The sequence below is a fragment of the Streptomyces ziwulingensis genome (genome assembly GCF_039542605.1).
Taxonomy (GTDB): domain Bacteria; phylum Actinomycetota; class Actinomycetes; order Streptomycetales; family Streptomycetaceae; genus Streptomyces; species Streptomyces ziwulingensis.
The window spans coordinates 264,193-278,305 of record NZ_BAABIG010000022.1; the positions used below are offsets into that span (position 1 = coordinate 264,193).

Consider the following 14,113-nt stretch of genomic DNA (forward strand, 5'->3'; position numbering starts at 1 on the left):
TCCGGAGCCGGTGGCGAGATGGGGCGGCAACTCTGGGATGCGCTGCGCGGGTTGGTGCGCAGGGGACCGGCGGACGAAACCCCCACGACACCGGACCCGGCGCCCGGTGAAGCGGAGCTGGTCTCCCTGTCCCAGGCTCCGCACAGCGCGGAGCGGGCGAGGGCGCTCAGCGAGGCATTGAGCCGACGCGCCGCTCAGGACGCCGTGTTCGGAGCGCGACTGACCGAGTGGGGTCAGCAGGCGCAGGTGCTCCACGCCGCGGCGGGGGACACCCGGAACACCGTGAGCGGTGGAACTCAGCACGGCCCCCTCCTACAGGGCCGTGACTTCTCCGGGATCACCTTCCAGGCGCCTGACCAGGGCCAGGGTTTGTCAGACAGACCTTGAGGCGCCTGGCCGGCCGGTCGGCCGGCCGGGCCTCGCCGCTCCCCGCCCTCGTCCTGACGGTCACCGCGACGGCCTTCCGCACCACCGGACCCTCACCGGCCTCAGGCGTGGGAGCCTCAGGCGTGGGAGAGGGCGAAAGAGACGAGGAAACCGCTCACGGTGATCAGCCCGATGGCCAGATGCGCGTCCTCGAACGCCTCGGGAATCATCGTGTCGGCGATCATCGCGAGGATCGCGCCGGCGGCCACCGCCGTCACGGCGGCGATCACCGCCGGGGAGGAACCGCCGACCACGCGGTAACCGAGCACGGCCGACGCGGTGCTCGCGGCGGCGATGGCGCCCCACACCCCGAAGACGTACGCCTTGCCGCGGCCGGCCTTCTTCATGCCGGCCGAACTGGACAGCCCCTCGGGAACGTTGCTGATGAAGACGGCCGCCACGGTCACCATGCTGACCTTTCCGCCGTCGAGCAGGCCCACGCCGATGACAGCGGACTCCGGAATGCCGTCCAGCAGCGCGCCGAGCGCGAGCGCCAGGCCGGAGCCGCCCTGCTGGGCCTCGGAGGGCTGGGCCTGGGCGCGATGGTGGCCGGAGCGCTTGCGGTGCCGGGCGCCGCGGCGGGCCAGCCAGACGTTGCCGGCCGTGTAGAGAAGCGCACCGGCCAGCGTGCCGATCGCCGCCGGAGCCAGCCCGGCCTGCTCGTACGCCTCACCGACCAGTTCGAAACTGACCGCCGACAGCAGCACCCCGGCGCCGAAGGCCATCACGGTGGCGATCACCTTCTGCGGGACCCGCAGGCCGAACCCCGCCACCGCGCCCACCAGCAGCGCCGAACCCGCCACCAGTCCCCACAGCCCCGCCTGCACCACCTCTGCCATACGCCTCAGGTACCCGGCACGGACCGGTGATCACCAGGCGCGCGTCGTCCGCCACGCGCCGATCCTGTGATCCAGATCACGCCCCCCAGGTGCATCGTCGGGCAGGAGCCGCTGTCTTACCCATGGTGACCGCAACGGGCGACAGCGAGGACGGCGCGGATGGAGCAGGCTCGGGCCGGTGAGTTCGACGAGTTCGTGGCGGCCCGGTGGCCGGCGCTGCTCCCGCTCGCCCGTCTGCTCGTCGGAGGCGACCCGCACCGGGCCGAGGACCTTGTGCAGGACTCCCTGGTCAAGCTCTGGTTCGCCTGGCCCAGAGTCGGGGACGAGGCGCCCGAGGCGTACGTCCGCAAGGTGATGGTGCGTGCCGCGGCCCGCTCCGGACTGCGGCGCTGGTGGGGTGAGCGCCCCGTCGAGCGGCTGCCCGAGGTGACGATGGCCGGCGACGTGTCCGCCGACGTCGTGGAGCGGGACCGGCTGGAGGCCGCGCTGGCCCAGTTGTCACCGAAGCAGCGAGTGGCGGTGGTGCTGCGCTACTACCAGGACCTGCCCGAGCGGCAGGTCGCCGAGGTGCTCGGCTGCCCGGTGGGCACCGCTCGCTCCCACGCCGCCCGGGGAGTGGCGAGGCTGCGCCGGCTCCTGGTCGATGTCGTCGAGCCGGCCCGGTGAAGGAGGACCCCGTGGATCACTTCGAGCGGCAGTTGGCGCGGATCATGCGCGACACCTCCGGGCCCGCGTCCTTCGAACCGCGCCACCGCGAACGTCTCCGGCTCGCCGTACGGGCCCGCCGCCGCGCCCGCGCCGTACAGGGGGCCGTCGGCTCCGTCCTCGCCGTCGCCGCGGTCGGCGCGGGGCTGTTCCTGCTGCCGCAGAGCGCCCACCGCGTCGAGCCCGGCAGCCCCCACCCCGGACCCCGGCCCGCGACCAGTCCGTCGCCCACCGCCCCGGCCACGACCCCGGACCCCTCCTTCAGCGGTGCCCCCTCCTCGGCGGTCACCACCACGCGCGCGTCGCTGCCCCCGGCCACGACCGGCGCTCCCGCCACGGACGGCGCGTCCCCGCCCGGGAGCACGGCTTCCACGCCCCCGCCCACGACGGATCCACCCCCGCCTTCGGGCGCGTCGGACACGGGGGGCGCGTCGGGCGAACCGACGTACCAGCCGTCGGCGACCCGCACGGCCCCCGCCTCCTCCCTCCCTTCCTACGACGCCTCGCCCGGAGGCGGATGACGAGCCCGCCGACGCCCCGCCCCGCCCCACGCCCACCACTGCCTTCGGCGTGCCCTGAGCCAGAGGACAAGGACAAGGACAAGGATGAGAGACCTACCGAAGGCGCACCACCAGCACTACCAGCACTACGAGCACCACCAGCACCACCGCGAGCCGGAGCCCGAGCCGGAGCCCGAGCCGGAGCGGGAACAGGAGCAGCCCGTCCTGGACGTGGTCGTCCCCGTGTTCAACGAGGAGACGGATCTGGAGCCGAGCGTGCGCCGGCTGCACGCACACCTGCGCGAGACCTTCCCGTATCCCTTCCGTATCACCGTCGCCGACAACGCCAGTACCGACCGCACCCCGGTGATCGCCGCCCGCCTGGCCGCCGAACTGCCCGGGACGCAGTGGCTGCGGCTGCCCGAGAAGGGCCGCGGCCGGGCGCTGCGCGCCGCCTGGTCGCGGTCACCGGCCCCGGTGCTCGCGTACGTGGACGTCGACCTGTCCACCGAACTCGCGGCGCTGCTGCCGCTCGTCGCCCCGCTGATATCCGGCCACTCCGACCTCGCCATCGGCACCCGTCTGGCCCCCGGCTCCCGGGTGGTGCGCGGACCGAAGCGGGAGGCCACCTCCCGTTGCTACAACGCCCTCCTGCGCGCCACTCTCGCCGTCGGCTTCACCGACGCGCAGTGCGGTTTCAAGGCCGTACGGCGTGAGGTGGCCGAGCGGCTGCTGCCCGGGGTGCGGGACGACGGGTGGTTCTTCGACACCGAACTCCTGGTGGCCGCCGAGCGCGCCGGACTGCGTATCCACGAGGTGCCCGTCGACTGGGTGGACGATCCCGACAGCCGGGTCGACCTCCTCGCCACGGCCCTGGCCGACCTGCGCGGCATCGCCAGGATCGCCCTCGCGCCCAGACGCGGCCCCGGGTCCCCCGCCGTACCGCGCCGTGCCGGGGGACCCGGCGGGGAGCCGCCGCCCGGCGAACTCCTCACCCAACTGCTCCGCTTCGCCGGGGTGGGCGCGATGAGCACCCTCATGCACCTCGTCCTGTACGCGGTGCTGCGTCCGGCGGCGGGCGCCCAGGCCGCCAACGCGCTCGCCCTGCTGGTCTGCGCCGTCGCCAACACGGCCGCCAACAGGCGCCTGACCTTCGGGCTGCGCGGCGGCGGCGTACTGCGCCACCAGGGCCGGGGCCTGGTGGTCTTCCTGATCGGCCTGGCACTCACCAGCGGCTCGCTGGCCACCTTGCACCACTCGGCGCCCTCGGCCGCGCACTCCACCGAACTCGCCGTCCTGCTCGGGGCCAACCTGGCCGCGACCCTGCTGCGGTTCCTGCTCTTCCGGGCGTGGGTGTTCCGCGGATGAACCCGAGCGCCACCCCGGCAGGCGCCTGGCACGCGAGACCGCCGCGATCACCGTCCGCCCCCGCCCCCGCCCCCGCCCATTTCCCGGCCCCTGCCCCGGCTTCCGTCCCGGACCACGGTTCCCCTCCCGGTCCGCCCGGCGGGTGGCGGCGGAGTCTGCGCCGCACCGCCGCGCACCTCGGCCCCGTACTGGCCCTCTACGGCACCCTGAAGCTGATCGGCTTCACCGTCTTCATGTGCCTGCTGCACTCCGCCGGGGACCACCGGACGAAGAATCCGCGCTTCGGCGGCGGCGAGCGGCCGTGGGACGTCCTGGCCACCTGGGACGGGTGGTGGTACCAGCAGATCGCCGAGCACGGCTACGATCCCGCCCTGGTCCCGGTCCCCGGAGCCACCGGCCTGATCACGCTGGAAGGGAACTCGGCGGCGTTCTTCCCGCTCTACCCGGCGCTGATCCGGCTGACCTCCGAGACCACCGGACTCGGCTCGTACGGTGCCGGCCTGCTCGTCTCCGTCCTCGCGTCCTTCGCCGCCGCCCTCGGGATCTACGCGATCGCCGAACTCCTCGGCGGCCGGCGGGCCGGACTGGCCGCGGCCGGGCTGTGGGCCGTGTGGCCCGGTTCGGGGGTGGAGTGGGCGGTCTACTCCGACTCCCTCTACGTGGCGCTGGCCGCCTGGACCTGTCACGCCGTCCTGACCCGCCGCTGGCTCACCGCCGGCCTGCTCGCCTGTCTCGCCGGACTCAACCGGCCCACGGCGGGCGCACTGATCGCCGCCGTCGCGCTGGCCGCCCTGCTCGCGCTGTACCGGCGCCGGGACGGCGTCCTGCGCCCGCTGGCCGCGCTGGCCGTCGCCCCGCTCGGTCTGCTCGCCTACCTCGCCTGGGTGGGCCATCGCATGGGCGACCTCAGCGGTTACTTCACGCTGCAGTCCGGGGCCTGGGCCCACGAGTGGGACTTCGGCGTACAGACCCTCGACGTCCTCACCTCACTTCCGGTGGGACATCGCGACTACCTCTTCGCCTGGCCCTTCGCGGACCTGATCGCCGTGGCGGTCGTGCTCCTGGATCTCGCGCTTCTCCCCCTGCTGATCCGCACCCGCCCCCCGCTCGTGCTGATCGTGCACACCGTGCTCACCCTGGTTCTCGTCCTGGGCAGCCAGCAGATCTTCAGCAACGTCTCCCGCTACCTGCTCCCCCTCTTCCCCCTGTTCCTCCCCCTGGCCTTCGCGCTGCGCCGCCTCGGCCGGCCCTACCTCTTCGGCCTGCTCGGCCTCGCGGCCCTGGCCTCGGGCTCGTACGCGGGCTACGCCCTCTTCGAACTCGGCGTTCCGTAGGGGGCGGGGCACTCCCGCAGTCGTCGCCCCCGGGGGAGCGACGACGCCCCGGGCATCCGGCTGACGCTACGAGAACGGGTGACCCGGGCGGCTGGGGTCGTCCGAGGGCAGGTCCCCCTCGTAGGTGTCGATGTCCCCGAAGTCCGGGGCCTGGAAGGGGTCCGTCGCGGGAAGTGGCGATGCCGCGTTGGCATAGCGGGGCGCTCCTTCCGGAGCGGAGAAAAGCGAGGTCGAGTCGATGAGAGGCTCCCGTTGGTGATGCAGGCCACGAAGGGGCCTGGCGTGCCGTGACCGGGCACGTCGGTACTACAGCTTGCTCAACTTGGGGTACGGACTCAGGATCCGCTCCTTCGTGGAACCGAAGTCCACGAGCACCGCGATTCCTTCCTCGATGCCGATCACTCGGCCGAGGCCGTACATGTCGTGTGTGACCTGGTCTCCCACGGCGAACTGCTTGGGAGGCGGCGCGACCGGAGCCTTGAAGGGGCTGGTGGGCAGATAGCGCTTCGCTGCAACTGGCTTTGTCATTGTGCCCCCAGTATGCGCCAGTGCGCACCGCTCGGTGTGGCCGTCGGCGGCCGTTCCCCTTCCCGATCCCCGGACGGCGGCGGGAGCGTCCCGGGCCGGTCCCCGAGATCAAGCCCCTGACCTGGCCCTTCGGTATCCGGCAAGAAAACTGGCCGCCACCGGGACCGCACCCGCGCCGACCGGGCGTCGCGGGTGACGCGGTCGACGACGAACCGAGGCAACCCAAGCTGTGACCTTTCTGTCTAGCTCCGACGGGCAGTCCTTGTGAGGGAATGACACTGCGGCCGAAAAACCACGGGTAAAAACCGCTCGTATATAACTAAGTGCGACTAAACAACCACCAGAATCTAGCAAAGCAGCCAAGAGTTGAGCCACATACCACCGCAGGATCTGCGGAACGTCCCGCGACCGGACCCGCGACCGGACCGAATAAGCGCCTCCCGCGCGCCCCGTGGAGCACGGCCCGTGCTCCTCGTCGCGGCGGGTGTCGCGGCCCTCGGGTTCTTCGCCGCGCTGGAGTTCGCCGCACGTCATTACGGTCTGCCGGGCCCGGTCAGCACCCAGGTGCGAGAGCTGGTGGCCGCCCCCAAGTCGGGCGCTCTGCTCTACGCGGCCATGGCGTTGATGATGGTGGTCCTCACCTGGCGGCAACGGTTCCTCGCGGCCGGTGCGGCGATCGGTATCGACCTCGTCCTCTCCCTGGTCCGGCGGTTGGCGCAGGCCGGCCCGAGCGACGGCCACCCCTTCGGCAACGGCGCGCTGTGGGTGCTGCTCGGCTGCGCGGTCATCGCCGTCACGCGCCGTACCGGCCAGGAACGCGTCCTCCTGCTGAAGGGCGTCGGCCTCGGCCTGCTGCTGGTGGCCGGCCGCAAGACCGGCGACACCTGGCTGCTGATCACCTCCAAGGCCCGCCCGGTCGTGCTCGACCAGTACGTGGCCACCGCCGACCACGCCCTGGGCAACCCGTCCTGGCTGGCGGGCCGGCTCCTCACCGCCACCGGCCCGATCGGCTTCAATCTCCTCGACGTCGTCTACGGCCAGCTCGCGGTGGCCGCCGTGATCGTCGCCCTGTACCAACTGCGGGACGTCTCCGTCCGCCGCCGCTTCCCGGGCCACCACCTGGTGCGCACCTTCCTGGCGATCGGGCTCCTCGGACCGGCCGTCTACATGATCTTCCCGGTGGTCGGCCCGATCTTCGCGTACGGCGACGGCCCCGCCCACTGGGCGACGGTCAGCCTGTGGGCGGACACCCCGTCCAGCGGGTCCTGGGCAGTGGCCCACCTGTGGCCGCAGACCCCGCCGCCGCCGGCCGTCCCGCACCCGATGCCGTACGACGCCGTCACCCCCCGCAACTGCATGCCGAGCCTGCACACGGCCTGGGCCACCGCGCTCTTCCTCCACTCCCGCACGGGCCCCCGCGCGCTGCGCCACGCGGGAACGTTCTGGCTGCTCGCGACCCTCGCCGCGACGCTCGGCTTCGGCTACCACTACGGCGTGGACCTGCTCGCCGGGGTGGTCTTCGCCCTCACCGTCGAGGCGGCCCTGCGCGCGTACGACCGCGGCTGGGACCGCGCCGGCATCCGGCTGGTCGGGCACGGCGCGGCGGTCTTCACCGCGCTCCTGCTCTCCTACCGCTACCTGCCCCTGCGGATGGCCGAACACCCCTGGCTGGCCGGCCCCCTGCTGGTCCTGGCGGCCACCTCGGTGATCTACCACTACCTGCGCACCACCAAGCTCCGGAACCCGGGAACCCCACCCCCACACCCCCCGTACGCTGTGACCCACGGCACGCCGCCGTTGTCATGGCCCGGGGGAGCATGATGGAGCAGCTTCAGAGACTCGTCGTCCGCCACGAAGACTGCGTACAGGAGCCCGTGCGCTTCCGCCCCGGCACCTGGCGCTCGCGGCTGGAGCCGCTCGGGGCGGCGCACGTGCTCGACATCGGCGTCCCGTCCGCGCACGGGGCGAACGGCGACCGTCTCGTCGCACGGGCCGACCTGACCGAACTCCGCGACCGCGTCGGCGACGACGCCGACGGCCTGCGCGACCTGTTCGTGGCCGTCATGATCTGGGGCGCGGGCACCACCAACGGACGCGGGCCGCGCTACACCGAAGCGGCCCTCGCCGACCCGCGCATGCCCGCGGTCCTGCGGACCACGCGCGAGGCGGTCCGCGGCGGCGATTTGAGCGGCGCCTACCGGAAGTTCGTCCTCACGGGGGTGGGGCGGTCCTTCTTCACCAAGTGGCTCGCGGCCGTGGACGACCGCCGAGCCGGACGCGACCGGGCGCTGATCCTCGACGACCGGGTCTTCCGTTCCCTGAACGCCCTCGGCTGGTCCAGTTGGGAGACGGCCGGCACCCGCCACTGGCCCACCCGTTACGCCACCTACGTCAGTTCCGTGCACGGCTGGGCCTCGTCCATGGGGGTCACCGCGGACCGGCTCGAATGGCTCCTCTTCCACCTGAACGGCCACGTCGACGAGGCCTGAACCGAAGCGGCGCGCCGGGAGACGATGCCCGGCCCGGACACCGGAGGGAAGTGTGGGAGGCGCGCGAGAGCCGCGCGTTCCCCTGTCCCGATCGCGATCCGCCGGTCCGGCCGGACCACGGGATCGACCGGCCCGGCGTGGTGCTGCTCAGCGGCACGCTGCTCGCGTTCATGTCCACGCGCGGCAGCACACGGTCGAGAATACGGGGCGGCCACCGGGCCCGGTGGCCGAGCGGCGCCAGGACCGCGGGGACGATCGCCCGGGAAGAGAAGGCCCGGCAAGAGAAGGCCCGGGAAGAGAAGTGGGAAGGAGACCAATCCTCCGGCCCGCCAGATACGGATTCCCTGAGTGACGAATGACCCGGGGTGCCGCGGTGGGTACCGCGGTGGGTACCGCGTCGTCTCCCGCCGCGGGCCGCTCCGCTCGGACAAGGACGGATCTGTTGGAAGAGCCCGTATTCATCGGCCGTTCCCCGGCGCACCAACCGGACCCGCAGGCACTGATGCGCTCGGTGGCCTGCGGTGACGGTGACGCCTTCGCGGCGCTGTACGACATCGTCGCGGCCCCCGTACTGGGTGTGGTCCGCGCGGTGCTGCGGGACATGGCGCAGTCCGAGGAGGTCGCCCAGGAGGTGCTGGTGGAGATGTGGCGCACCGCGCCCCGCTACCGGCCCGAGCGCGGCACCGTCATGAACTGGGTCCTCACTCTCGCCCACCGGCGTGCCATCGACCGGGTCCGTTCGGTGGCGGCGGCCGCCGCCAGGGACCACAAGGCGGCGCTGCTCGACCAGGTGCCCGAGTACGACGAGGTGACCGAGCAGGTCGAGCACCGCCTGGAGCGGGAACAGGTCCGCCGCTGCCTGCGGACACTCACGGAGCTGCAACGCCAGTCCGTCACCCTCGCCTACTACCGGGGGCTCACCTACCGCGAGGTGGCCGCCCAGTTGTCCGTTCCGCTGGGGACGGTCAAGACCCGTCTGCGCGACGGGCTGATCCGGTTGCGTGACTGCCTGGGAGTGAGCGCATGACGACCGCCGACACCGACCCGCACACCCTCACCGGCGCCTACGCCCTGCACGCCCTGCCCGACGAGGAACGCGCGCGGTTCACCCGGCACCTGAGCACCTGCGGTTCCTGCGCCGACGAGGTGGCCGAGTTCACCGCCACCGCCGCGAAGCTCGCGGTGGCGGTCGCGGTCACCCCGCGCCCCGCCATGAGGCAAGACGTCCTGCGCCGGGTCGCCGCCATCCGGCAGCTCCCGCCGCCCACCCGCCCCCCGAGACCGGCCGGCACGTACCGGCGGCGACTTCCCCGGCTGGCCCTGGCCGCCTGTATGGCGGTGGCCGCCGGGCTCGGCGGCATCGCCGTGCGGGAGCACGGGAGGGCCGAGGACGCCGCGACCGAGGCACAGCAGGCCCGGCAGCGGACGGACGAACTGGTCGCTGTGCTCGGCGCACCCGACGCCGCCTCCCGGCGCGTGCCGCTGGACGGCGGGGCTGACGCCACGGTCGTCGTCTCCTCCGCCCGCGACAAGGCCGTCTGGATGACGTCCGGCCTGACCGCGCCTCCCGCCGGCAGGGTCTACCAGCTCTGGTACGACGTGGACGGCACCATGCGGTCGGCGGGCCTGATGGACGCCGGCCGCACCGACCGGGCCGTCGTCCTGGCCGGTTCCGCGAACTCCGCCTCGGCCGTGGGCATCACGATCGAACCCGCGGGAGGTTCGACCCGCCCCACCACCACGCCCCTGGCCCTGGTCACCCTGCCGGCCTGACGGACACGGCGTGACTGTGCCCGGCACGCGACGCGGACCGCCGCGACGCGGACCGCCGCCGGGCACGCGGGCGCCCGTACGTAGCCGTCGAAGCCGCGGATCGGTCCGAGAAATTCGCGACTTGCCCGGATTCCGGGCCAATCCGCCGGCCGACCGGAGCCGGATTACCGGTGTGAGCGACGAAGAGCAGGAGACGCGGAACCCGGGGCGGGCGACACGCTTCGGCCTGGGCGCGCTGATCGGCCTGCTGGCCGGGTTCGCCGCGCTCGCCGTCGCCGAGCTGGCGGCGGCCGGAGTCCGCCCCCAGGCCGGTCCGGTGACCGCGGTCGGCGGTGCCGCCATCGACCGGGCGCCGATCGCCGTGAAGGACTGGGCGATCCGCACCTTCGGCACCGACGACAAGCTGGTACTTCAGCTCGGCATCCTCGCCGTGCTGGCCCTGTTCGCCCTGGCCCTCGGCGTGCTCGCGCCGCGTCACCGGCGGGCCGCCGCCGCCGGGGTCCTGCTCTTCGGTGTGGTCGGAGCCGCGGCGGCCACCACCCGGCCCGACTCCACCAGCTTCACCGACTCCCTGCCGTCCGCCGTGGGAGGGGTGGCCGGGGCGGTACTCCTCTACGTCCTCGCCGGCCGGCTGCCGGAACCGGACGCCGCCCCGGCCGCGCCGCGGCACCCGGGGCAGGGCTGGGACCGGCGTGGGTTCGTGATCGCCGCGACCGCGGCTGCCGCCGCCTCGGCCGGGGCCGGGGTACTGGGCCGGGTCCTGAACGGCGGTGGTGACCGGGACGCGGTCGCCTCCCGCGACAACCTCCGCCTGCCGCCCGCGGCCTCGCCCGCTCCGGCGGTGCCCGGTCGGGCGCAGGTGCGGGTCGCGGGCGTCAGCTCGTTCATCACCCCGAACGACGACTTCTACCGCGTGGACACCGCCCTGGTGGTGCCCCAGGTGGACGCCACGGCCTGGCGCCTGCGCATCCACGGCACGGGCGTACGCCGTCCGGTGACGCTGTCCTTCGACGACCTGCTGCGGCGGAAGCTGATCGAACGGGACATCACGCTCACCTGCGTCTCCAACGAGGTCGGCGGTCCCTACGCCGGTAACGCCCGCTGGATCGGCGTACGCCTGGCCGACCTGCTGGCCGACTGCGGTGTGGTGCCGCCCTCCCGCGGCGGACCCGCCGACCAGCTCGTCGCCCGCTCCGTGGACGGCATGACCATCGGCAGCCCCGTCGAGGACGTCATGGACGGCCGGGACGCCCTGCTCGCCGTCGGCATGAACGGCGAGCCCCTCCCCTTCGACCACGGCTTCCCCGTCCGGATGGTCGTCCCCGGCCTGTACGGGTACGTCTCGGCCTGCAAGTGGATCGAGGACATCGAGCTGACCACCTTCGACGCCTACGACTCGTACTGGGTCAAGCGCGACTGGGCCCGTGAGGCCCCGGTGAAGACCCAGTCCCGGATCGACACCCCCAAGCCGTTCGCCCGGCCGAAGACGGGGACGGTCATGGTGGCCGGCGTCGCCTGGGCCCAGCACCGCGGTGTCGACAGGGTCGAGATCCGGGTCGACGAGGGCCCCTGGCAGGACGCCACCCTCGCCGCCGAGGACTCCCGCGACACCTGGCGCCAGTGGTCCTACGCGTGGCAGGCCACGAAGGGCGGCCACACCCTCACCGTGCGGGCGACGGACCGCACCGGCGAGACACAGACCGAGAAACGCACCCGGACCGTCCCCGACGGCGCCAGCGGATGGCACTCCGTCGTGGTGACCGTCGAATGACCACCCCCGACCACCTTCCCCCCCCCCAAGACGGCGACCGCCGCGCTTGTCCGCTCGCTCCCAGGAAGAGAAACACCATGACGCACACCCGTATCCGCCGTATCGCCCTGACCGCCGCCGCGGCGGCCGTCCTCCCGCTGGCGCTCAGCGCGTGTTCCGACGACGGCGGCGACTCGGCCGCGTCGGATGCCAGCGGCAACGCGTCGGCGTCCGCGTCGGCGTCCGACGACTCCATGGCCGACTCCGGCAGCGGTGACTCCGCCATGAGCGAGCCGTTCGGTCCCGGCTGCTCCGCCGTGCCCGAGGACGGTGCCGGATCCTTCGACGGCATGGCCAAGGACCCGGTCGCGACCGCCGCCTCGAACAACCCCGCCCTGTCCACCCTGGTGGCCGCGGTGAAGAAGGCGGGCCTGGTCGACACCCTCAACAACGCCGAGAACATCACGGTGTTCGCCCCGACCGACGACGCCTTCGCCAAGATCCCGAAGGCCGACCTGGACAAGGTCCTCAGCGACAAGGCCCAGCTCACGAAGATCCTGACCTACCACGTGGTGGGCCAGAAGCTGACCCCCGGCGACCTGGACTCCGGCTCCTTCGACACCCTGGAGAAGACCAAGCTGATGACCTCGGGCGCCGACGAGGAGTACACCGTCAACGACTCCGCCAAGGTGGTCTGCGGCGATGTCAGGACCGCCAACGCCAACGTCTACCTCATCGACACGGTCCTCATGCCCGCGAGCTGACCGGGCCCGGCCGGCAGCCGATCCCCGCCCGCCTCCTGCTCAGATACTGACGCTCGCGGTTCCAGGCAACACCGAACGGCTCCGCGCCACTTCGTCGTACCGTCGGGGAAGGGCCGTCCCGTGCCCACCGGGCGTCGCCGGCGAGGAGTTGGACATGAGCGCGCAGGACCCGCAGGACGCGCAGGACACGGCCAGGCGGCTGCGGGCGATCAGCGACGAACTGTCGGACCGTTTCTACGAGCGGGACGACGTGGTGCGGACGCTGTTGGTGACGCTGCTGGCCGGACAGCACTCACTGGTGCTCGGCCCGCCCGGTACGGCGAAGTCCGAGATGGCCCGTGAGCTCACGGGCAGGTTCGAGGGGGCGTCGTACTGGGAGATCCTCCTGTCGAAGTTCACCGCGCCGACGAGGATGTTCGGTCCCATCGACGTCGCCGCGCTGGCCCGCGGTGAGTACCGCCAGGTGTATGACGGCCGTGCCACGACCGCGCACATCGCGTTCATCGACGAGATCTTCAAGTGCTCCGCAGCGGCGCTGAACGAGACGCTGGGCTACCTCAACGAGCGGATCTACCACCCCGAGAGCGGCGGCGAGCCGATCCGCACAGTGAGCCGAGCTGATCGGCCGTTTCCGGCAGATGGCCGGCGGTGAACGCGCCCGCAAGGTGGAGAACGCCACCGGGGAGCTGATCGGCGTCACGCTCGGCAATGACCTCTTCCGTGTCATCCCCTCCGAGCTGGCCAACCTCGGCCTGCCTGAGCTGCGCGCGGTGTTCGCCGCGCGCTACGCCGCCGGGGAGCTGATGCCCTACGACAGCCAGGGAGAGCAGCCCACCGGCCGGGGCGCCGTCATCGCGTGCGTGGACACCTCGCACTCCATGTACGAGGCAGGGCCCGGCGGGGTCACCCGGGAGGCATGGGCCAGGGCATGCGCACTGGCGCTGCTGGACCAGGCCCGCCACGCGGGCCGTGACTTCGTCGGCATCCTGTTCTCCGCCGCCGACCAGCTCCAGGTCTTCCGCTTCCCGGCCGGCCGGGCAGCCGGCATCGACCGGATCCTCGACTTCGCGGAGACCTTCCTCGGCGGCGGCACCAGCTACCAGAGGCCCCTGTCGGCGGCCGGCGAACTGCTGGAGAAGGAGTTCGACGACGCCTCCCGCACGCGCGGCGACATCGTGCTGCTCACCGACGACGACTGCGGCGTCACCGAGGACTGGATGCGCGCCTGGAACGACGCCAAGCACCGGCTGGGCTTCCGGGTCTTCGGCGTGGCCGTGGGCGTTCCACGCGTAGCCGAAGCCGACTCGGTCCTGGAGTCCCTGTGCGACAACCTCCGCTCCATCGACAACCTCACCGACGTCCAGGCCGCCGCCGACCTGTTCCGCGTGATCTGACCCGCCCCGCTCCCTCAGCACGCAGGATGACCGAGCCGCCGCTGTCACTGTCGAGCCTTAGAGTGAGCTGATCGTCACCTGTGACCAATGTGCCGGGGACAACCCAGAAAGCCGGCCGTGGGCCTGGGCCGTGGTACCCACCTGGGCGTACCACGACTGGACCTCGTCGACCCGTCGGGCCGAGGAAGCGCCTCCTACCGGTCGGTCCCGATGCCGCCCTCAGCTGACTGGCGGCGTCGCCGC

At 72.7% G+C, this 14,113-nt stretch carries 12 protein-coding genes and 2 pseudogenes; 12 read left to right on the forward strand and 2 right to left on the reverse strand.

The features are described 5' to 3' along the window. Positions 1 to 503: 503 nt before the first annotated feature. Positions 504 to 1,265, reverse strand: a complete 762-nt coding sequence (locus tag ABEB00_RS12175; RefSeq protein ID WP_345619417.1) for a ZIP family metal transporter — start codon at positions 1,263 to 1,265, stop codon at positions 504 to 506. Between the two features lie 159 nt (positions 1,266 to 1,424). Between ABEB00_RS12175 and ABEB00_RS12180 the strand changes: the two genes are divergently transcribed. The 4 genes from ABEB00_RS12180 (at position 1,425) to ABEB00_RS12195 (ending at position 5,172) form a co-directional block, all read left to right on the forward strand. Then, positions 1,425 to 1,931: a SigE family RNA polymerase sigma factor gene (locus tag ABEB00_RS12180; RefSeq protein WP_345619419.1), complete on the forward strand. Its 507-nt coding sequence runs from the start codon at positions 1,425 to 1,427 to the stop codon at positions 1,929 to 1,931. An 11-nt stretch (positions 1,932 to 1,942) separates the two neighbouring features. Further along, positions 1,943 to 2,491, forward strand: coding sequence for a hypothetical protein (locus tag ABEB00_RS12185; protein ID WP_345619421.1), 549 nt, complete (start codon positions 1,943 to 1,945; stop codon positions 2,489 to 2,491). A gap of 84 nt (positions 2,492 to 2,575) precedes the next feature. Next, the gene (locus ABEB00_RS12190; RefSeq protein WP_345619423.1) at positions 2,576 to 3,838 is read left to right on the forward strand and encodes a bifunctional glycosyltransferase family 2/GtrA family protein; all 1,263 of its coding nucleotides are present in this window, start codon (positions 2,576 to 2,578) and stop codon (positions 3,836 to 3,838) included. After that, positions 3,835 to 5,172 (forward strand): glycosyltransferase family 39 protein, encoded by a 1,338-nt coding sequence (locus ABEB00_RS12195; protein ID WP_345619425.1) that lies wholly within the window; start codon positions 3,835 to 3,837, stop codon positions 5,170 to 5,172. The genes ABEB00_RS12190 and ABEB00_RS12195 overlap by 4 nt, the downstream gene beginning before the upstream one ends. Positions 5,173 to 5,478: 306 nt before the next feature. On the opposite strand, the gene ABEB00_RS12200 is transcribed toward ABEB00_RS12195, so the two are convergent. Then, entirely contained in the window at positions 5,479 to 5,700 is a 222-nt protein-coding gene (locus ABEB00_RS12200) for a hypothetical protein (protein ID WP_345619427.1), read from the reverse strand. 465 nt (positions 5,701 to 6,165) lie between these two features. Here ABEB00_RS12200 and ABEB00_RS12205 point away from each other — a divergent pair, with 465 nt between their 5' ends. The 8 genes and pseudogenes from ABEB00_RS12205 to ABEB00_RS12240 all read left to right on the forward strand — a co-directional run. Continuing rightward, positions 6,166 to 7,521 (forward strand): phosphatase PAP2 family protein, encoded by a 1,356-nt coding sequence (locus ABEB00_RS12205; RefSeq protein ID WP_345619429.1) that lies wholly within the window; start codon positions 6,166 to 6,168, stop codon positions 7,519 to 7,521. Then, positions 7,521 to 8,189: an 8-oxoguanine DNA glycosylase OGG fold protein gene (locus ABEB00_RS12210; protein WP_345619430.1), complete on the forward strand. Its 669-nt coding sequence runs from the start codon at positions 7,521 to 7,523 to the stop codon at positions 8,187 to 8,189. The genes ABEB00_RS12205 and ABEB00_RS12210 overlap by 1 nt, the downstream gene beginning before the upstream one ends. Before the next feature lie 442 nt (positions 8,190 to 8,631). After that, a complete protein-coding gene (gene sigK / locus ABEB00_RS12215) occupies positions 8,632 to 9,216 on the forward strand; it encodes an ECF RNA polymerase sigma factor SigK (protein ID WP_345619431.1) in 585 nt (194 codons plus the stop codon). Next, on the forward strand, positions 9,213 to 9,962 hold the full coding sequence (locus ABEB00_RS12220) for an anti-sigma factor (RefSeq protein ID WP_345619432.1): 750 nt from the start codon (positions 9,213 to 9,215) through the stop codon (positions 9,960 to 9,962). Before sigK ends, ABEB00_RS12220 begins: the two co-directional genes overlap by 4 nt. A gap of 172 nt (positions 9,963 to 10,134) precedes the next feature. Further along, positions 10,135 to 11,733, forward strand: coding sequence for a sulfite oxidase (locus ABEB00_RS12225; protein ID WP_345619433.1), 1,599 nt, complete (start codon positions 10,135 to 10,137; stop codon positions 11,731 to 11,733). 77 nt (positions 11,734 to 11,810) lie between these two features. Next, complete coding sequence (locus tag ABEB00_RS12230; protein ID WP_345619434.1) at positions 11,811 to 12,476, forward strand: fasciclin domain-containing protein; 666 nt, start codon at positions 11,811 to 11,813, stop codon at positions 12,474 to 12,476. Between the two features lie 154 nt (positions 12,477 to 12,630). After that, a pseudogene (locus ABEB00_RS12235) lies at positions 12,631 to 13,080 on the forward strand (AAA family ATPase); the annotation flags it as partial. 7 nt (positions 13,081 to 13,087) lie between these two features. After that, positions 13,088 to 13,870 (forward strand): annotated as a pseudogene (locus ABEB00_RS12240) (VWA domain-containing protein); the annotation flags it as partial. Positions 13,871 to 14,113: the final 243 nt, after the last annotated feature.

Coding starts and splice junctions, on each gene's coding strand:
- ABEB00_RS12175 (WP_345619417.1), bottom strand. CDS start 1,265: ATGGCAGAGGTGGTGCAGGCGGGGCTGTGGGGACTGGTGGCGGGTTCG.
- ABEB00_RS12210 (WP_345619430.1), top strand. CDS start 7,521: ATGGAGCAGCTTCAGAGACTCGTCGTCCGCCACGAAGACTGCGTACAG.
- ABEB00_RS12195 (WP_345619425.1), top strand. CDS start 3,835: ATGAACCCGAGCGCCACCCCGGCAGGCGCCTGGCACGCGAGACCGCCG.
- ABEB00_RS12220 (WP_345619432.1), top strand. CDS start 9,213: ATGACGACCGCCGACACCGACCCGCACACCCTCACCGGCGCCTACGCC.
- ABEB00_RS12180 (WP_345619419.1), top strand. CDS start 1,425: ATGGAGCAGGCTCGGGCCGGTGAGTTCGACGAGTTCGTGGCGGCCCGG.
- ABEB00_RS12230 (WP_345619434.1), top strand. CDS start 11,811: ATGACGCACACCCGTATCCGCCGTATCGCCCTGACCGCCGCCGCGGCG.
- ABEB00_RS12200 (WP_345619427.1), bottom strand. CDS start 5,700: ATGACAAAGCCAGTTGCAGCGAAGCGCTATCTGCCCACCAGCCCCTTC.
- ABEB00_RS12190 (WP_345619423.1), top strand. CDS start 2,576: ATGAGAGACCTACCGAAGGCGCACCACCAGCACTACCAGCACTACGAG.